This is a genomic window from Stenotrophomonas sp. AG209 (assembly GCF_003550055.1).
GTDB lineage: Bacteria > Pseudomonadota > Gammaproteobacteria > Xanthomonadales > Xanthomonadaceae > Stenotrophomonas.
The window spans coordinates 157,496-177,892 of sequence record NZ_QXDB01000002.1; the positions used below are offsets into that span (position 1 = coordinate 157,496).

General features: G+C 64.5%; 7 protein-coding genes. 1 reads left to right on the top strand and 6 read right to left on the bottom strand.

What is annotated here, in order from left to right; genetic code table 11:
- Positions 1-41: 41 nt before the first annotated feature.
- From DFO63_RS12395 to DFO63_RS12415, 6 genes are all read right to left on the bottom strand, one after another.
- Complete coding sequence (locus DFO63_RS12395; RefSeq protein WP_119007261.1) at positions 42-2,264, bottom strand: methyl-accepting chemotaxis protein; 2,223 nt, start codon at positions 2,262-2,264, stop codon at positions 42-44.
- A gap of 210 nt (positions 2,265-2,474) precedes the next feature.
- Positions 2,475-2,873, bottom strand: a complete 399-nt coding sequence (locus tag DFO63_RS12400) for a hypothetical protein (protein WP_119007105.1) — start codon at positions 2,871-2,873, stop codon at positions 2,475-2,477.
- The gene (locus DFO63_RS12405; protein WP_119007107.1) at positions 2,873-3,760 is read right to left on the bottom strand and encodes a DUF2628 domain-containing protein; all 888 of its coding nucleotides are present in this window, start codon (positions 3,758-3,760) and stop codon (positions 2,873-2,875) included. The genes DFO63_RS12400 and DFO63_RS12405 overlap by 1 nt, the downstream gene beginning before the upstream one ends.
- A gap of 675 nt (positions 3,761-4,435) precedes the next feature.
- A complete protein-coding gene (locus DFO63_RS21990) occupies positions 4,436-4,885 on the bottom strand; it encodes a hypothetical protein (RefSeq protein WP_147416446.1) in 450 nt (149 codons plus the stop codon).
- Between the two features lie 2 nt (positions 4,886-4,887).
- Complete coding sequence (locus DFO63_RS12410) at positions 4,888-17,796, bottom strand: hemagglutinin repeat-containing protein (RefSeq protein ID WP_259337427.1); 12,909 nt, start codon at positions 17,794-17,796, stop codon at positions 4,888-4,890.
- 21 nt (positions 17,797-17,817) lie between these two features.
- A complete protein-coding gene (locus tag DFO63_RS12415) occupies positions 17,818-19,494 on the bottom strand; it encodes a ShlB/FhaC/HecB family hemolysin secretion/activation protein (protein WP_259337428.1) in 1,677 nt (558 codons plus the stop codon).
- 363 nt (positions 19,495-19,857) lie between these two features.
- On the opposite strand from DFO63_RS12415, the gene DFO63_RS12420 reads away from it, so the two are divergent.
- Positions 19,858-20,250, top strand: a complete 393-nt coding sequence (locus DFO63_RS12420) for a ribonuclease inhibitor (protein ID WP_119007110.1) — start codon at positions 19,858-19,860, stop codon at positions 20,248-20,250.
- Positions 20,251-20,397: the final 147 nt, after the last annotated feature.

Genomic DNA, 20,397 nt, shown 5'->3' on the forward strand with positions numbered 1-20,397 from the left:
CATCGTGATGGGCGCCGTCTCCCTACCGGCGTGCTGCCTTGCTAGAACTCTTCCCAGCCACCGGCGTTGGCCGCCAGTGTCGGTTCGATGCGGGGTGAAAGCGCAGCGGGCCGACGCACTGGAGTGACCGTCGCAGCTACCGCTGCCAATGCAGGGCGTGCCACCGCCGCCGCCGTCGCCGCACCCGTGCGGAACACCGAAACCGCCTCGGCCAGCAGGTTGGCCTGCTCTTCCATCGAGCGTGCCGCTGCACTGGCCTCTTCCACCAGTGCCGCATTCTGCTGCGTGGTCTCGTCCATCTGCACCACCGCCTGGTTCACCTGTTCGATGCCCGAGCTCTGCTCCTGCGAGGCGGCGGAGATATCGGCCATGATGTCGGTCACGCGCTGCACCGACGCCACGATCTCGCCCATCGTGGTGCCAGCCTGGCGAACCAGCGCCGATCCATCGGCGACCTTGCCGACCGAATCCTCGATCAGGCCCTTGATCTCCTTGGCCGCACCGGCCGAGCGCTGGGCCAACGTGCGCACCTCACTGGCCACCACCGCAAAGCCCCTGCCCTGCTCGCCGGCGCGCGCAGCTTCCACCGCCGCGTTCAACGCCAGGATGTTGGTCTGGAAGGCGATGCCGTCGATGACCGAGATGATCTCGGCGATCTTCTTCGACGAGGCTTCGATGGCCGACATCGTGGTGACCACCTGTCCGACCACCTCGCCGCCCTGCGAGGCGACACCGTGCGCGCCGATGGCAAGCTGGTTGGCCTGGCGGGCATGCTCGGCGTTCTGCTTCACGGTAGAGGTCAGCTCCTCCATCGACGCAGCCGTCTCTTCCAGGTTCGCCGCCTGCTGCTCGGTGCGCCGCGACAGATCGGTGTTGCCCGAGGCGATCTCGCCTGCCGCCAGGTTGATGCTGGACGCGCTGGACTGGATGCGGCCGACAATCTGCTTGAGCTGGTCGACGGTGGCATTGCAGTCATCACGCATGCGGGCGAACACGCCATGGAAGTCGCCCTGCATGCGCACGGTCAGGTCTCCGCGCGAGATCGCCTGCAGCAGGGTCGACACCTGCACCAGGTTCTCGTCGGTGGTCTGCATCAGGCGATTGAGCCCGGTCACCATGTCGCGGAAATCATAGGCGAAGCGATCTTCATCGCCGCGCAGGCTGAAATCGCCCGCCGCCGCTGCCGTCGCCAGCCGGCGGATCTCGCTGTTGATCGCCGACAGGCTGGTCTTGGTCTCGTCCATGGCCTGGGTGATCGCCGCCTTCTCGCCCGGCAGCGGATCCATGTCCACCGACAGGTCGCCACGGGCGTAGTGCTTCATCACCTCGATCAACCGGTTCTGCACCTGCACGTGCGAGCCGACCAGCGCATTGGTCTCATGCACCATGCGCCCGTAGTCGCCGGGAAAGGCACTCTCGTCCATGCGGTAGCTGAGGCTGCCCGCATCGTGCTGGCGCGCCAGCTCACCCTGCGCCGCCATCACCGACTGCAGCTGCGCCTGCATGCGCTGCATCGACCGGAGCAACTGGCTTACCTCATCATTGCCGGAGGCGTCGATGCTGCTGTCCAGCCGCCCGTTGGCGATGCCATCGGCCAGCTTCACCGCCCCTTCCAGCGGACGGGTCAGGCTGCGGGTGATGGCCCACGCGGCCAGTGAACCCAGTATGAGGCTCAGCACGCCGAACACGATCGACAACGTACCGGTCCAGGATTCGGTTGACCGGTATTCCTCGCGGCTGCGCGCGGTCAGCGCTTCCTGATGCCGCAGCAATGTCGAGATGGCCTCGTTCCATGCGGTTGCCAGCCCATGCTCGGCGAGCAGTTCCTTGGCCGCGCCGTCGAAATCACCGGCCTTCATGCGCTCGTGCAGATGCTGGGTGGAGGCATCGGTGGCCTTGCGTGCCGCGTCGATCTTCGCAACCAGGGTATCGCCGGTGGCATCACGCGGAATCTTGATGTATTTGGCCCAGATGCCGTCGTAGGTCCGCGACAGCTCCTGCGCCTTCTGATAATCCTTGTCGAAATCCTCGCCACGCTTGATCACCATCAGCCGGCGGTGCATCAACACTGCGTTGTTGGTATCCAGCATGTCGTTCAACAGCCGCATCTTCACCATGTTGACGTCCACCACTTTCTCGAACTGGGCGGACTTCAGGTGATTCCCGTACAGCACCAGGCCGACGATGGCCACGATGAACAGCAGCAGCAGTCCAAACCCGGCACCCAGCCGGGATCCCACTCGGAGGTTGCGTAAGGCGAGCATCTCAATTCCCTTGATCATGGCCGTACGATCGATGGCGGCGCAGACAGGGGAAACTTTATGGGTCGATATTATTATATCGATCCAAAACTCTGGAACTGTGCAGACAGGTGTGAAATCAGACGACCCACGAAGGCGTTATATCCATAAGGTATATCGCCACGGGTAGCGCGAATGGGATCAGGCCGGGGCCTGCCCCCCCGCTATCCGGCATTACGGTGCAGCAGGCCCCGGGAAGACCAGATCCTTTCCGAGCCTTGCCGCATAGACGCTCTCGAACTGGAACGAGAGCACAAATCGAAACCCACACGTCGCGGCGTAGCGCTTTGTGAAGCGGCAGATTTCCTCCCAGGCGCTTTCAAACCCGCTCGCGCGGAAATGAAACGAGCCGAGCAGGCCCACCTGCCACTCGACTTCAAGCCCTTCCGCTACGAGCGCCTCCGGCGGGTCGACGATGCCGAACCCGAAGCTGGTGTTGGACGCTGGAAGATACCCATGCAGACCGTCAGTACCGTCGGAGTACTCGGCCTGGATCGAATCCAGGGCGTGCAGCACGGCATCCAGGTCGGCACCGGCTTCGGCTTCGGCTTCGAGAAACAGCGAAATGCTCATTACTTGTGCAAGTCGATAAGGGTATGCCTGTTGAAGAACCGCATCTTCCCCTCGATCGTGAAGTCCGTGCGCCTGATTTCACCCAGCATCATCTCGCGTTGGGCGTCGTTCAACGTACACGGCTCCAGGACATTGGCCTTCAGCACTTGACCTGGTGGCGCCAAACGCAACTCGACAATGCAGGCATTGCCCTCGGTTGGAACGCCCGCTGGCCACGCCGTCATTGCGATCGCACGCATTTGCTCCTGGTACACCACCCGCTCCGCTTCCTCTATCTGCGGGTCCGGCAGATACGGCGGGTTCGCCGCCACGTACACGGCAGACTGCGTGGGCGTTGGCTCTGATATCGAACCAACGATCAGTTTGATAAGGGTGTTCTGTGAGGCCGTTACCGCCAAGGCGATCACCAGAGCGGTGTAGCTGACGCCGCCAGCCTTCTGCAGTTCAAGGTGCCGACGATGTGCCCCGCGATGCTCGGCATCAACCATGCGGACAATCCTTCGACAGTGCGCCAGGTACAGCGGATTCGCCAGGATTCCTGCAAGTACGCGAAACACCACGAAAGAGAGCAAGGACAACCATGGCAGCCCCAGCAGCGCGAAGGTGGTCATCAGCAACGGCGAAAGGATGAACCAGATCGCGCCCCACGCATGCATGCGCCGGAAGAAGAACCAGAGTGACGAGAACAGGAATGCCGGCCAGTTCCATCGCCTTGGCGCCCTGCCGCATGCTTCGTACAGCCTCCAGTAGTGGAGATAGGTGGAGAACCTGTCTCCTACCACGATCGCCAGTGCGTCCTTTTCGCTCAGCCCATCGGAGGCTGTATCTGTGCGCTGTACTGCTTCACCGTCGGCGCTACCGAAGGTGGGTTCAATCCTTGCTCTCATTATCTTTTATCCAAACTCGCCACGAAACTCGACCTTGCTCCAGACAGGCTCCTCTGTCACCTCAGCATGAGGCCTACTGCGGCCGACAAGAATCTCGAATTCGAAGTCACAACCAAATTCAAGATCCTCTTGCATCGCCAGCCCCACCCCTTTCAATCCCTATTGCCATCAGGGAAGCCGCCGCCCAAACCCCTACGACCTAACCTTTCCAACCGACTCCACCCACTCAACCCAGACAGAGGAATCATTCGGACAACCGGAATCACTTAGAGGCGACATGAGACGCCCAATAACTTCGAAAAGCGGAAGATCCTCACCGGATCGATCAAAGATCGCCTCGAGGAATACCAGCATTACTGAGAACGCATCCAGCAACGTCAAACGTCCGCCTGATGAACTAATTTGCGCGCTACAGAATTCATAATTAAGAGCATTTCCATCGACTGAAACCTCAGCAAATGCGTCGCACCAGTCACCCCACATTACCGGGTCGTTGGGCAAGCCATTCGCCCACAGAAATTCCCCTCCCGAAGACAATAGATCAGCAAGAGTGCCCTGCCCCCTCTCCATATACTTATTCAGGAAAAGGCATTCGGCGGCCTGAAATAATGGCATGGGACCGCCGCAAGATTATCTATTGGCGCTTCAACCAAGAGTTGCAGCACCTCTCGGAATTCATTGCAAAGGATCCCAAGGCGACCTGAAGAACACAAGCCCATCAAGAAGATCTCCTCGACTGTAAAACTCACCAAACAATCGAAGTGCAACATCGACATCACTGCACACTTTTCGAGAATCCCACATATCATCGTCAAATTTTACGTAGCCACTGGCCGTTCCATCATCAGGCCCACACCACTCCAGAATTTCCATCCTCATATCATCCGAAGAAGTAAAAGCAAGCATTCTGAAATTGCCCGGATTTGCGTCCATGCTCATCTTTCGAATGTAACCGCTTGCTTCGAGAAGTCGCAATCTTACTCGTCCTCCTTGAGCGAACACTGCTCTAACCCCAGCCTCAACCCTACTCCAGACCACCCTCTCTGCGATTTCAACGTGCGGACTGGAACGCCCAATAAGAATTTCAACCTCGAACGCTCGATCGTCCTCAAGACTATCGTCCACCATCATTTCCATCCGATCCCCCTTACCCAAACATGGACTCTACCATTGCTCGCATCCAGTACTCTCACACTATTCAAACCGGCGCGGTCAGCAGCCTTTCCGATATCAGACATACAGAAATCACAAACGGATCTGCCTCGCACGACCATACTCATATCCTGTCCTCTCGTAAGACCTGCATCGAACGCCTGTTGAATCAACGCGATCTCGGCATGTGCGTCTTTCATATTTGAATTTGGACGCCCTGGAGGCACCAGATCTGAGATCAAGGTCGGCCGATTCGGATCGGCCAAATGAGCTGGCCGCGACCCCTGATTGGTATCCCACAGCACTTGGCCACCAATACTACTTTCCGCGACTACCTCAATTGGCTTTCCACCGCCGGGCAACATCGTGTTAAGCCTAACATCAACCTTCTGTAGCTCGAACAGATCAGATTTCAGCCTCTCGGCGGCGACCATTGATGAATCCGGAATTTGCAGAACGGGATGTTCGATTAGACCGTGACCATCAATGTTATCCGGCAGAAGATGCGGCGGCAACGAGCCATCCGGCTCCAATTTTACCGAGCGCGCCTTTCGAGCTCGTTCGAGTGCCTCTGAAGCAGCAGCCTCCAGTGCGGTGACCTTAGCCCCCTTTGCAAGGAGCGCCTCAGGCCCTGCGAAAGAACTTCCAATATCAACAACAAGCCTTCCGCCAATGTCGGCTGCCTGGCCAACGTCCTCGAAGTTCCACGAATTTCGCCCAGCCGTCAGATAGTACGCAAGGCCTGCCGTCTTTTCCATGTACCCATTAATGGCCTGACTGATCGCGTTGTTGCGTTTTTCGTAGAACGCTTGCAAGCCGAGCTTATCCATCTCCTTGTAATCCGAGACCAAGCCCAGCAGAACACTGATCTGGTTCATGCTTGCAGCACCCGCTACCAGGTCCTTTCCGCCGGTCCAGAGCCCGTTTACGAACGCAGCACCAGCGACCGCTCGATTCGTCGACGACAACCAGTCGGCTTCCGCACCGTAGCCTGCACCACGCAATAAATCGACAGTGTTCGAACCACACTCACCAACCAGCGAACAGTACACCTTCCTTTGCAGATCTTCGGTGGAAGAGTGAATGGCAATTTTTTCAAGGTTGACCCCAGAACCGGCATTATTGCTCGCAGCGATGAGCTTATCGGCGTTTTCAGCCATCCATGCGTCATACTCCCCCTTATATATAGGAGAGTTATGCGATTCCAGTGCAATCTTCGCAAGTGATCGCTGCTCACTGCACGCGATAGACCCTGGCACTTGGCATGCCATCATGAGCTTGTAATCGCGCTCAGCGGAGAGCCGCTCGAAGTTTTCCTTGATATCGCAGTCTTTACCTGCATCAGAGCAGATAACAGTCGCCTGAAGGTACTCCATCCGCTCGTCATGATTCAGGTAGTTGTTCTCAACGGCGTTTTTTGCGATACCCATGCCCAATGTCGCGCCAGAAATACCTGCACCGGAAAGTCCTCCCGCCATTGCGCCGACCGCTTGTCCGAGCACCCTTACTTGCTCCGCCTGCTCGGGCGACAACTGCCCCTTATTATGCTTGGCGTAGTAGTCGCCCAGGAACTTCGCCGCCAGCTCACCACCACCGGCCGCCAACGCCCCACTTCCCGCCGACCCACCATTGGCCTCTGCCAACAGCGCGCCCAGCAGCGCGTGCGACAGCATCTGCATGGCCTCGCTAGGCACAGCACTCTGCTTGTTCGGGTCAAACGTCTTGCCGATCAGTTCAGCCGCATACGGCGCCAGCGCGTTGGAACCCAGCTGACCCAGTCCCTGTCCTTCAACACCACCGACCAACGCGCTGGTCACTGCGCCGAGTGCGCGACCATAGACGCCATCAGGGGCCCACTTCTGCTGGGTCACCAGCGCTTCCGGGTAGGATGCATCGAACGCCACGAGGCGCTTGAACTGCTCGTCGGGAAGGAGCGCATCGAACGCCCGTCTCTCTTCGGGACTCATCGGCTCCCGATATTTATCCGTGATCTTCTTCGCATCTGCACTGCCAATATCCCAGGCGATCTGCTGGCTGGTGGCCATCACCGTCCCCGCCGCAGCCGCCATTGCCTGCTGATCCGCCAGCAGCTTGCTCGCATCCGGCAGTGCATCCAGCCCACGATGCGCTCCACTGGCATCAGTGTTGATGCCCAACTCAGCCGCCGAGGTCTGTTTGCCACCGATGGTGATGTTGCCCTCGGTCAAGGTGGCAAGGGTGGAGCTGCTGTCGCTGCCCTTTTCCATCATCGGCAGGCCCGGACCACCTCGGGGTGCGGCAGTTCCCGGCTTGGGCGTCCAGCCATCCATCTCCCCGCCCGCACCACCACTGATGCTGCCGGAGCTGGCCGTGTAGTCCATGTGGTTCTGCAGGTCAGTGAACGTCAGCGAGTCCGCAGTCAGTTCACTGTTGCCCGCATCGGTGCTGGCAATCGCACCACCCACCAGGTTCACGTGGCCGGCATCGACGTGGTACCCGCCATTACCGGCAAACAGGCCGCTCTGCTGGCCAACACCCTGATAGCTGCCGCTGGCCTTGCCTGCACTGGCGTAACCGTCGGCATTCCACGCAGTGCCGAACGACACCTGCACGCGGCCACCCACCTGGCTGTTCCTGGACATGCTCTCGGCGATGTCCTGCAGCGACTCGATCGTCAGCGTGCCGCCGGTCTTGACGTCGATGCGATCAGCGGACGCTGTGGCGCCACGCAGCGTGGTATCGCCGTCGGCCTTCATCGAGATGTTCTTGCCGGTCAGCGTGGTGTTCTGCCAGGTGCTACTCTCGGCATTGGCCTTGCTGCTGCCAACACTCGCTTCGGCGTACACATACACGCCGGTCTGCGCGCCTACAGAGACCCCCACGCCGACTTCGGCGCCGGCATTGCTGCTCTTGCTGCGGTCGGCCACATGCGCCTTGCCAGCTTCCAGCAGGATATCTCCGGCCGAATCCAGGCTGAGGGTGTTGCCTGCACTCAGGTTGCCCTGAACAACATGGATGTCGCCCTGGGTGCTGGTGAGGTTGACGTTGCCGCCGCCCTGGATGGTGGAACCACGCGACACCATGCTGCTGCCATCGGCACTGCTGTTGGCGGTCTTGAAGCCGATGCCTGCTTCAGCACGGAACAGTTCGCCACTGCCGCCATGGCCGGAAAGCGCCGAGATCGCACTGGCTGCCTGGTACGCGTTGGCGCCCGCTGCCATGCCCTGCATCTTCTGCAGGCGATCATCTGACTGACGGGCCGCGTCCACGTTGTTGATCAGGTCGATCAACGGCGACTTCACCCGCGCGAACACGCCGATCTTCAGGTCCTTGTCGCTCTGCGAGTAATGGCCACTTTCGTCGGCGGTCAGCAGCTCGATCTCGGCAGCGGTGATGTTCACGTCCTTGGCTGCCACTACATTGCTGGCCGTCTGCGTGTACTTGCCACCGGCGGTCAGGTTCACGCTGCCACCCAGACTGCCGATGCTGCTGGCCACCTGTGACACCTGCGCGCTGTCGTCCTGGTGCTGCTCGCGGTGCCAGCCGGAGAACTTCTCGGTATCCGATATCTGTACCGTGCCGATCGCCTTGCTGTCCGACGTATTGGCGTTGCTGACCGTATCCTGCCCGCTGCGGACCAGCAGATCACCGGCCGCACGGATGCTGACGTCCTTCTCGGCGGCGATATTGGCTGCGGTCAGGCTGATGTTGCCCTCGGTGGTGGCCATGCGCACGCCGCCGCCGACCGACAGCTGCGTGCCGGTGATGGTGTCGCTGCTGCCGCTGCCCTGGCTCTGCGAGTTGTTGGTACCGAACGGCAGGCCGCTGGTGTTGTTGGCAAAGCCCCAGCCCTTGCCGCGGCTGCTGCTGTCGCTGCGCTCGGTGTTGTGGGCCACGTCGAACACGATGTCCTTGGTGGCCAGCAGCACAGCGTTGCCCTCGGCCGACATCTGCGTGCCCTGGCTGAGGATCGAGCCCCCATTGGCAATCAACGTGAGATCGCCGCCTGCAGCCAACTGGCTGACGCGGGCATCACTGGTCGAATGGCTCTGTTCGCTGTTGGTGCGCTGGCTGCCGGCAGTCACCACGGTCGAAGTGGTGGCCGCGCGCAGGCCGGAGGCTGCACCTTCAGCGGTGCGGGTGATCCGCCCCATTGCCGAGCCACTGTCGGCCATGCCGTCGGTGGTCGAATCGCGGGCGCTGCGGTAGGCCTTGGTCGGATCGTAGGTCACGCCCACCGAGAAGCCGCTGGACTTGCTGGCCTGGCTGGATTCGCTATCCGTGGTGTCCTGCCGCGCCAGCAGCGCAATGTCCTTGCCCACCAGTGTCAGGTTCTCGCCTGCGGCGACGTCCGATGCCCCGATCGTCAGTGTGTTGCCAGCATTGATCAGCACATTGCCGTCGCGCGAGGCGATCGCCGATCCCACCTGGGTGGTGGACTGCTCGGCGCGGGTGCTGCTGTTCTTCGCGCTGCTGTATCCAACCGATGCCACGCCGTTGCCGAAGCCTCCGGTAACGCCCGATTTCTTTTTGCTCTCGCTGGATTCACTGCTGTGATGGTCCTCGGCGGCAGTGATCAGCACATTGTTGCCAGCCCCCAGGATCACGTTGCCGGTGGCATCGACCACCGCACCTACCGCAGTCAGATCGCGGCCAGCCGTGATGTTGATGCGCTCGCCCTGGATCGCCGTGCCGATGGCATAGCTGTCGCTGGCGTCGACGCTGCGCGTGGTGGTGGTGCTGGAGAGCGTCTTCTTTTTCTTGTCGTAGCTGTCGAGGCTGTAGTCGTGCGTCTCGTTGGCTGAGAGCAGGTTGACGTCGCGGCCCGCAGCCACGCTTACCGTGCCGTCATTGCTGTCGACCAACGCGGCGGTCAGGTTGACGTCCCGGCCAGCCTTCAGGAGCAGATTGTCCCCTGCCTGCAACGTACTGCCACGCACCGTCTCATCACGCTGGCTGACCTGCAGCGAGCTGCGCTTGCCCGCATTGGCAAAATCGCGGCTCTCGCTGTCCACCAACGCCTGGCTGTTGATGTCCCCACCGGCCTGCAATGCCAGGCCGGCCCCCGCCTTGATCTGCGCGGCGGCCAGGGTGATGTCCTTGCCAGCGGCCAGCACCACATCGCCAGCGCCCTGCACCGACGAGGCGGCATGTGTCGTCCTGCTGCTGCGCTGGTGGTTGCGCTCGTCGAAGGTGGCGTCGCGGCGTTCCTCCAGCGCAATCGCGCCAACATCCAGATTGCCGCCTGCGGCCAGCTGGGTCAGGCCGTCAGTGCCAGCGTTGCGGATCTGTGCGGCCTGCAGGCTGATGTCACCGCCAGCCACCACCGACAGCATGCCGTCGCCACTGGGGTTGGTTACATACAGGCCGGCGACCCGATCGATGCGGTTGGTCTCGTACTGGTAGCTGCCACCGCCCCGCTGTGTCTCCACCGTGGAGGCCACCGTGACGTTGCCCGCCGCCTTGACCGACAGCGCATCGGTGGCCGTCACGGCGGCACCGACAACGCGGATGTCCTTGTCCGACGACAGCCCGACGTACTGGCCGGAAATGCTGCCGCCGAGGTGCTCGATGTTGCCGGCATCGATGGTCACCAGCTTGCGGCCGGCGATATTGCCGGTGTTGACCAGGCCATTGCCCAGTTTGATATCGACATTGGCACCGGCCAGCAGTGCACCGTTGCCGTCCAGGTCGCCCGGTCGCAGGCGCAGGTAGACCTGCGGCACCAGCGCGGTGGTGGTGCTGCCATCGGCCAGGGTGACGGTCTGCTCGACCAGCCAGACGATGTCACTGGTCAGCTGTGCCATCTGTGCTTCGGTCAGCGCCACGCCGGGGCGCAGGCCCCATTCGCTGGCCACCGTGGCACCGGCCTCCAGCAGCGCGCGGTACTGCGCCTCGTCACTGGCGTAGCCATCGAGGAAACGGCGACCGGTCAGCTGGCCGATCTGTTCGCGCACCAGTTTCTGCTCGTAGTAGCCATCGCCCAGGCGTTTGTGCACGGTATCGGGCGAGTAGCCCATCTGGCCCAGCAGGTGGTCCGAGCTCAGCCAGGTCTTGTGGTCGGTGAAGCGCGGATCGGTCTCGACCAGATAGTGGCCACTGTTGGGATTGACGTTGAACAGGCTGGCGCTCGGCGCGCGCGTGTCCGGTGCACCCATCGCGATGCGGTCCGATGATCCACCACTGGCCGCGACCACGCGCGGCCCAGAGGTGCCGCTGTTGCCGGCCACGCCGCCGACGTTGCCGCCCTGCTGAGTGCCGGCGGCATCGGCCGCCTGCGCCAGCGCGCGTTCGGCACCGGTGCCGGTGGACTGGCCCGGCCCCTGCGCACCGCCATGGCCCGGCCCATCCGGCAGCGACTTGGGCCCCTGCACATTGAGGTTGGCCATGGCCGAACCGTTCTGCACGTTCGGCGCGTTTCGCCCCTGGTTGAGGTTGCTCAGGTCACCGACGTCGATGACCAGCGTGCCACCACTGGTGATGCTGCCACCGATCCTGCCGATCTCCTCGGAGATCGTGTCATTGCTCCAGGTGACCCGTTCGTTGCTGTAGGTGTGACCCACATTGTTGAATTCATGGGTGCGGAACAGCGTCTGCGCCAGGTTCTCCACCTTCGCCGTCGCGGTCAGTCCCACGATGCTCAGGTTGCCCCCTGCGGCGATGCTGCCGTAGTGGTTCTTCAGGTTGTCGGTGCCGATGCGCATCGCGCCGCCGGAGCGGATCACCGCGTCGGCGCCTACCCCGGCGCCGAGCACATCTTCGGTCACTGTCCGGGTCGCGATGCGGTACTGCTCATTGCTGCTGACGTTGTTGCCACCCGAGCCGCGCGGATTGGTCAGCGTATGGTCCGGATCGTTGTAGTCCTTGTAGGTCCACAACTGCACGCAGTTGGTGGTGCAGGTTCCGTAGTTGCTGGAATAGGTCAGCTTGTCGTCGACATAGCGGAATGCCGGCGCATCGGGATGCAGGGTACTCAGCTCGGCGAACGGGTCATCCGCGCCGACACGCACCTGGTCCGGATTGACCTGGTTGTCCTGGCGGCCGACGTAGTACATCACCACCGTGCCATCCTGCACGTTCAGGCGCGCGCGCTCGCCCAGGCCGGCATACAGGCCACCGCGTCCGAAGAAGTAGGCACTGGTCTTCGAGCTCAGGCGCACCACCGCGCGATGCACGGTGAAGCCATCAGGCGTGATGTGCGGCGTGTCTTCGAGGATGTCGGCCGGGTCGAGGTAGTACACCTCGTGCGCGGAGTAGTGGCTGGTACTGCGGATATCCTCGGTGCCGTTCTTGCCGTTGCGCCACCATGCCGGGCGGTCCAGCCGCACCGGATCCATCACGGTCGTGGCCTGTGTGATGACCACGTTCTCGCGGATGTTGTTGACCACCTGCGCATCGATGGACAGGTTGCCGGTCACATCGATGACCGAGCTGATGTTGTCGATCCGCCCGGCAATGCCGCTGGCGATCCGGTCAGCGTCGAGCGTGCCGCCGATGGCAGCATCACCACCGCTGTAGATCAGGCCCTTGCCGGTGTTCTGCAGCTCGCGCACGCCCAGGTCCAGGCGCTCACGTGCGGCCACGGTGCCGACGCGGGTGGCACCACCGGCCTCTTCGGCGCGGTTCTTCAGCACGCCGGTGGAGATCGCCACGCGATCACCGTAGATGCGCCCGGTGCCGAGATTGTCGATTTCGCCGGCCTCCAGGTGGGTCAGCGCGCCATCGATCAGGCCCCGGTTGGTCAGCTGGCCACGGGCATTGAGGTGGGTCGTGCCCTGGCTGGAGATCTCACCCGAAGCCGCATTGGTGATGTTCTGGGCGTTGAGGTCGAGGTTGCCACCGCGCACCACACCCTGGTTGTCGAGGTCGCCGGACAGATTCAGCGACAGCGTGCCGTTGGCGATCCATTCGCCACGTTGGCGCATGCCCTGCTGCAGGGTGAGGCCGAGGTCACGCTGCGCATGCACCTGGCCGTCTTCGCTGAGCGCACGTGCCACCAGGGTCTGGCTGCCATCGGCGCGCAGCAGGCCACCGCTGTTGGCGACGTTGTCCGCCTGGCTGTCCAGGTTGCCGCCGGTGCTGATCACGCCGCCGGTGTTCTGCAGCTGGCCGTTGATCTGCAGCCGCGCACCGCCATCGGTGACGATCTGGCCCTGGCTGTTGTCCAGCCACTGGGCGCCGAACTGCAGCTGGCCCGCCTGCAGGCCACGCGTGCCGTCGCCGCCACGGGTGTTGCGGTTGTCCACGCTGGCGGCAGTGAGGGTCAACCGCTGCCCGGCCGCGATCGCGCCGGCGGCGTTGTCCAGGTGCCCGGCCAGGGTCAGGTCGAGGTTGCGCCCGGCCTGCACGCGACCACTGGCATTGGCCAGGCTCGCCGCCTGCAGGGACAGATCCGCGGAGCTGGCAAGTGTTCCACCGCCACTGTTGTCGACGCGGGCCAGCAGCAAGCGCGCATCGCCTTGTGCATTGACTGCGCCGCCACGGTTGTCCAGCACGCCACCATCCAGCTGCAGCTTCCCGGCTGCCAGCAATCCACCGCTGCCGGCGGTGGCGCGGTTGTCGATGTCCTGCCCGGCCGTGTTGATGGTCAGGTCGGCCGCCGACTGCACGCGACCACCCTGGTTGTCCATCGCGCCACTGCGAACGATCAGGTCGCCCTTCTGCGTGCCCAGCGTGCCGGCGCGGTTGTCCAGCCGCTGGCCGCGGGTATCGATGTCCAGCTGGCCGCCCAGCAGCGTACCGCGCTGGTTGAGCAGGCCATTGGCCTGCAACTGCAGGCGTTCGCCGGCCTGCATCGCACCGTCGCTGTTGTCCACGCCTCCTGCCGTGGTCACCGTCAGGTCCTTGCCAGCGACCAGGGTGCCGTGGCGGTTGTCGAGGCTGTCGGCGTCCAGGGTCATCGTGCCGGTGCTGGACAGCAGGCCCTGCTCGCCATTGTCCAGGCGACCGTCAACGCCCAGCACCAGCGCGCTGCCGCCCGCATGCACGGTGCCGCCCTGGTTGCCGAGGCTGTCAGCGGTGACCGTACCGGCACCGCCGAGCAGTATGCGGCCCTTCTGGTTGTCCAGAGCGTGGCCGATCGCCAGCGTGGAGTGACCGGTGCCTGCGCCCTGCAGCGTGCCCTGCGCATTGATCAGCTGCTGCGCGGTGACATCCAGCGCGCCATTGCTGGCGAGCGAACCACCGCGATTGTCCAGCACACCCTGTACGCGCAGGCGCAGCGCGTCTTCACCCGTTGCGGTAAGCGTGCCACCGGCGGTGGTCAGGGTGCCGGCAGTGATGTCGACGCGGCGCGCCGAGGTGGTCGCCCCGGTCAGATCGAGGTTGGCGCCATCCAGCGCAAAGCTGCCATTGCTGAGCACGCTGCCGCCCTTGCCCAGCAGGGTCTGCGCCGAGACCTGCAGCTGGCCGCTACCGGCGTGCTGGATCCTGCCTGCGCTGTTGTCCAGCGCCTGCGCCTGCAGCGTCAGGTCACCATTGCTGGCCAGCGTGCCACCGGCATTGCCCAGCGTCGTCGCCTTGATGCGGCTGGCGCCTTCACCGCTGGCGATGATGCGGCCACCGGCGTTGTCGAGCGTGGCGGCCTCAAGGTCGAAGCGATCAGCGCCCAGCGTCGCGTCACGATGATCCACGTCGTCGGCGCGCAGGGTCAGCGTGGCCGAGGAGACCAGCGTGCCCTTGCTGCCGTCCAGGCGGCCGGTGGTGATGTCCAGGCCCTGGTTGCCAGCCTGGCGGATGCTGCCGCCACTGTTGTCCAGCCGTGCGGAAGTGACCGCCAGGCGGTTGGCGTTGCTGGCGATCGTGCCTTCGTGATTGTCCAGCGCTCCGGCGATCTGCAGCGTGCTGTCAGCCGTACCGGCGCCGCTGAGCGTGCCCTTGCGGTTGATCAGTTCGCCGGCCTCTACCTCCAGCGCGCCATTGCCTGCAATCGTGCCGCCACTGTTGTCCACGCGCTGCGCCACGCGCAGCCGCAGCGCGCCGCTGCCGGTCGCGCTGAGGTTGCCGCCAGCGTTGTCCAGGCGCTGCGCGTCGATGGCAATGCGCTCGGCCTGGGTAATGCTGCCGGCCCCCAGCAGCAGGTCGCCGCCCTCAAGCTCCAGCGTCGACTGGCTGAGGATGCGGCCGCCCGCACCCTGCACGCTGTCGGCGCGGATCTGCAACGTGCCGCCGCCGGCGTGTTCGATCGCACCACTGCGGTTGTCCAGCCATGCCGCCTGCAGCCGCAGATCACCGGTACCGGCCAGGCGGCCGCCGCTGCCGTTGTCCAGACGTTCGCGGGCCTGCACCTGCAGCGCGCCGCTGCCTGCCGCCAGCACCTTGCCGCCCTGGTTGACCAGGCTGCCAACCTGCAGCTGCACCTGGCCATTGCCGGAGATGCCTCCGCCGCTGTTGTCCAGCGTGTCGCGCACCGTCAGCGCCACGCCCTGCGTGCCGGCCGACTGCAGCGTGCCCTGCTGGTTGTCGATGCGACCGGCGTCGATGCGCAGCCCGCCGTTGCCGACGATCTGGCCGCTCTGGTTGTCGAGCGCATCGCGCACGTCCAGTGCCAACGCCTGCGTTCCCTGCGCAACGATCTGGCCCTGGCGGTTGCGCAACACATCGGCCTGGATCTGCACGCGCTGCGCCGACGTGGTACCGCCACTCACGTCCAGCTCGCCGCCGGACAGCACCAGCGCGCCGTTGCTGAGCAGGCGCCCTTCGCTGCCACGCAGGGTCTCGGCCTGCACCCGCAGGCTGCCGGTGCCGGCCTGCTGTACCAGCCCCTTGCGGTTTTCCAGCGTGATCGCGGTGAGGCCCAGATCACCATTGCTGGCCAGCGTGCCGCCGGCGCTGTTGTCCAGCACCGTGGCCTTCACCGAACTGGCACCGGTGCCGAGCGACAGCAGGCTGCCACCCCGGTTGTCCAGCGTCCCGGCGACGATGTCGAACCCGGCCGCACTGAGCGAGCCGTTGCGCAGCTCGGCGTTGCCGGCCGTCCATTGCAGGCGGCCCAGCGTACTCAGCCGGCCACCGGCGCCAGCCCAGTCGCCCGTATCCAGCTGCAGGCCCCCCTCACCGGCATGTTCGATGCGGCCACCGGCATTGCCGACCTGGCCTGCGCGCAACGCCAGCTGCGTGGCATTGGTGGCCAGCAGGCCACCGTCGTTGTTGAACAGGCCATGCACCGCCCACGACGATGCGGCCTTGCCGGCGTGCCGCAGTTCACCGCCGCGGTTGTCGAGCGACTGCGCCTCCAGCAGCAGGCCGCCGGCCACGCTCAGCGCGCCCTTCTGGTTGGACAACAGGCCCACCTGCAGCGCGGCATCGCCATGCACCTGCAGCGTGCCGCCCTCATTGCGCAGCTCGCCCCCGGCCTGCAGCGCGCTCACTCCCAGGCGACCGCCGCTGTTGTCGAGACCGTTGCGTGCAGCCAGTGACACCGCGCCGCCGTTGCTGATGCTGCCGCCGTCGTTGTCCATCGTGCCGGTGATGGCGATCAGTCCCTCGGCCAGCGGCAGCGCCGGCGACGTCGGCGTGCCGGTCGAGCCGCCATTGCCGCCGCCGGTTCCCGGTGTTCCGGGCGTGCCGGTTCCGGGCGTTCCGCTACCGCTGCCCGGCGACGTACCGCCGCCAGGGCTGCCCTCATTGCCACCTGACGCCACGGCATCCAGTGTGCCCAGCAGGCCATTGTTGCGGTTGCTGGCCGCGTCGGCCTTGAGCACCAGGGCCTGCACGCCGGTCTGTTCAATCGCGCCGCCCTGGTTGCGCAACCCCTGCGCCTGCAGCTGCAGGCGCTGCGCATTGAGCGTGCCGTTGCTGTTGTCCAGCGTGCCGCCAGACGTGATGGCCACCTCACGCGAAGCCGCGATGGTGCCGGCATTGGCAAGGTCGCCACTGACCTGCACGCGCACGTTCTGCCGCGACTGCAGCGCACCGGTGTTTTCCAGACGGCCATCCACTGTCACCACCAGCTCGCCGGCCTGCGCACCGATGCTGCCGGCATTGCGCACGCCCACGCCATGCTCGTTGCCGACCAGCCAGATCTTGTTGGCGAACATGCCGCCCAGCGCGCCGACGTCCAGTGCGAACGTCGGTGCCTCGCCGCTGGCCGCGTTCGCGCTGGCCTGGCTGTGGTCGGCACTGACCACGTTGCTGCCCAGCGTTGCCTGCAGCTGGTTGGCCCAGATGCCGGCATTGACCTTCAACGAACGGGTGATCAGGTCGGTGTAGTCGGCACGGCTGCTGTCCAGGCCATCGCCATCGATCTGGATCGCACCGCCGGTGACACGGTAGCCCTCAAGTGCGCCTGCACCGCTGAACATCGGGGTGCCGGTGGTCAGGGTCACCCGGCTGGCATTGAGGAAGCCGCCACCGTTGACCTGGATGCCGGCCGGGTTGGCAATGATCACTTCGGCACGCTGCCCGGCCACTTCCACATAGCCGTTGAGCCGGCTGGCCGGACCATTCACTTCATTGAGGATGACCCGTGCACTGCCAGTGGCCAGCCACGGGTTGCCCTGCACCCAGCCGCCCAGCTGCGTCTGCACCTGGCCGCGGGCGTTGTTGAGGATGGCGCCTTCGCGGCCCACGTCGAACTGCGAATAGCGGTTGCGCGACACACCCGCCGCCGACGGCGTGGTGATGTTCACCATCGGCACGCCGTTGGGTGCCGTCACCACCGTCGGCCGTTCACGGCCCGGCGCGTTCGGATCGGAACTGATGCGTGCATCGGACTGCGCCAGCGCAGGTGTTGCCAGACTGACCCAGCCCAGTGAGCACATCAGCGCGAAGCCCAGCAGCGACAGTGCCGCGCTCTGCCGGCCCGGCACATGGCCGACCAGGCCACCGCCGCCCTTCACCAGCTCTGAAGCCACCTGCCAGACGCGCAGCGCGCGGTTGAAAACCAGACGATAGATAGTGTTCATGTCACGTGTCCTTGTGGCAGATCAGTAGCGCCAGGCCAGGCTGAAGCCGAACGTGGTGTAGTCGGTGGGGAAATGGGCGGGCTTGTGCAGTGCCGAGCCCACGAAGCCATCCCAGGAAAGCTGCTGCCAGCCGCCGCGCAGGCCCAGCGCCATGCCGGCCAGGTCGCGGCCGGACTGCCACTGCGTGGATGGGCCGCCGATACGGCCGTAGTCGGCGGCCACGTAGAACTCCTGGCCGCCGCCGATGCCCAGCGAAAGATCGTTGCGCAGCGACCAGCCACGCTCGCCGCTGAGCGAGCTTTCACCATCGAAACCGCGCACGGTATAGCGGCCACCGATGGCGAAGCGGTCCTGTGGCGAGAGCGGCGTTCGGTTCCACTGCGCCCGCCATGCGGCGGTGTAGCGCAGGCGCTGCTTGCCCACCTGGAACGGCACGCTGAACTGCGCATCAGCGGTGATCACCTTCATCCGCGAGGTGCCTTCCAGCGGCAGCGTCGGGTCCCACTGCTGCGCCTTCTCTTCCGGCGAGCGTAGGGCGTGGAAGGCGCCCGTGCCACGCCGGTAGGCCACGCTGGCATCGAGCGTGGCAGTGCCGATGAACTGCTTGTGGGTCAGGCCCAGTTCCCAGCCAGCGGTGCGGCGGCGCTGCACTTCAATCTCGGTATCGTCGATGTAGTTCTTCGACTCGCGCTGCCAGCCGCGTGCATAGGCACTGAACTTGATCTTGGCATTGCGCAGCAGCAGCCGGTCCACCCGCGCTTCGGCGTTGCGGCTGCGGCCGCTGTAGTCATAGCGTTCAAAGGCGCCGACCACGCTCTGGCTGTAGTCGTAGGCGCTGGCGGTGGCACCGAACAGCCAGTAGCCGTACGGCACGTCGTAGTGCGCGGTCCAGCTGTCGGTGTCCCTGCCGCGGCCGTTGAACACGCCACGCCCGGCACTGATGTAGAACAGCTCGTTCAGCCCCAGCGGATTATCCAGCGACAGCGTCGCGTTGGCCTGCAGCTTGCCGGTGCCGCGGCTGCCGGCATCGTCCAGGGTGACGCTGGCGCGTACCGGTGAACGCTGCGTCCAGTCGATCTGCAGGTCGCTCTGGCCCGGCGCCGCGCCCTCGCCGTCGGCCGGCGCGATCTTGATGTCGGCGCTGACGGTGGGCACGCGCTGCAGGTTCTCCAGCCCCTGCTCGATGTCACGCAGGTTGAGCAGGCCGCCGCTGCGGATCGGCAATGCATTGGCGATGGCCGGATGCCGGCCCTGCGGATCGGAGAACACGGCCTCGCGGAACCGGCCCGGCACCACCGACAAGGTCAGCGTGCCCTGGTTGAGGTCCTGCGGTGCCGACAACACCCGCGTGGTGACATAGCCACGGGCGATGATCGCGTTCTGCACGCGTTTCATCACAACGTTGATGCCTTCGGTCCCCAGGCAACGGCCGGTGGCCGGATCATCCACCGGGTCGGCCGCGGCCAGTGCCCAGCCGAAGCGCTGGCTGTCGTCGCCTTCCAGCACGATGCGGTCAATGCGCACGCAGGGCTGCTCCCGCGCCGGCAGGTGCTCACCGTCCTTCGGCGCATCCCGCTCCAGGCGGACGTCGGGCCGTTGTTCCTGCTGCTCGCGCAGCACGCGTTCGCGTTCCTGTTGCCGCAGCAGTTCCTGCACGGCTGGATCACCGGCCTGCTGGGCGGCAACACTGAAGGTCATGCCAAGCAACACCACCCACCCACCACCACGGCACACCTGTCGTGCCTGCTTCTTCCCTGACCGCACAGTCTTTTCCTGATATTGATGCAGGCCGTCGGGCGCTCTGTCCGGAAAGGACAAGGCATCGACGTGCCGGCTTGATTCGGGTCTGCCGTCGCACACGCGAGAGCACGCCGCCGCGCGAAGCGCAGAAAGGCGCAAAGGGTATCGGCCGCCACAGGAACTTCTATAGGGAAGATTGCAAATTCAGTCGGCTGCGGGGAACCACACCGCAAACGCCCGGGAAGCATGCGCGCTCGGGCCCTGGCGCGAACCCGGTCGTTCAGCACGCCGGCTTTCGCCTGCTGACGCTACAGTCGGCGCATGACCATCCTCCTACAGATCGAAGGCGCCGCCATCGGCGACATCGCCAGCCTCTATGCCGAGATCAACCGCGTGTTCATGGCCGGAGAAGACTGGCAGCTGGCGCCCAGCCTGGATGCGCTGGATGACCTGCTGTACGGCGGAGATGGCGCCCTGGCCGGACGGTCCACCCGCACCATCATCTGGCGCGATGTCGAACACAGCCGCGTAGCATTGGGCGTGGCTGCCACACGCAGCTGGCTGCAGGCCAAACTGGCCCATCCCGGCGCATTCAACACCGCGGCCATCGAGCAGCAGCTTGCGGCATTGGAGTGCGGCGAAGGGCAGACCTACTTCGAGATCGTGATGGAGATCTTCGCGGCCCACCCGGACATCACCCTGGTGCAGGCCTGAAGCAAGCGGCAGCCCACGCCTGCGAATGCGGCAGCCCCTGCCCCCACCAGTTACCATGGGCATCCCTGTACCCGCTCCGCCGCGCCGCCCTCCAGCGCGAACGGACGCCCCGGATTCACGAGCCCCATGTCCAAAGAAAGGTCCGCC

Excerpts from the sequence above, each read along its gene's own strand:
- DFO63_RS12395 (WP_119007261.1), bottom strand. The coding sequence starts at position 2,264 with ATGCTCGCCTTACGCAACCTCCGAGTGGGATCCCGGCTGGGTGCCGGG.
- DFO63_RS12400 (WP_119007105.1), bottom strand. The coding sequence starts at position 2,873 with ATGAGCATTTCGCTGTTTCTCGAAGCCGAAGCCGAAGCCGGTGCCGAC.
- DFO63_RS12405 (WP_119007107.1), bottom strand. The coding sequence starts at position 3,760 with ATGAGAGCAAGGATTGAACCCACCTTCGGTAGCGCCGACGGTGAAGCA.
- DFO63_RS12410 (WP_259337427.1), bottom strand. The coding sequence starts at position 17,796 with ATGAACACTATCTATCGTCTGGTTTTCAACCGCGCGCTGCGCGTCTGG.
- DFO63_RS12415 (WP_259337428.1), bottom strand. The coding sequence starts at position 19,494 with ATGACCTTCAGTGTTGCCGCCCAGCAGGCCGGTGATCCAGCCGTGCAG.
- DFO63_RS12420 (WP_119007110.1), top strand. The coding sequence starts at position 19,858 with ATGACCATCCTCCTACAGATCGAAGGCGCCGCCATCGGCGACATCGCC.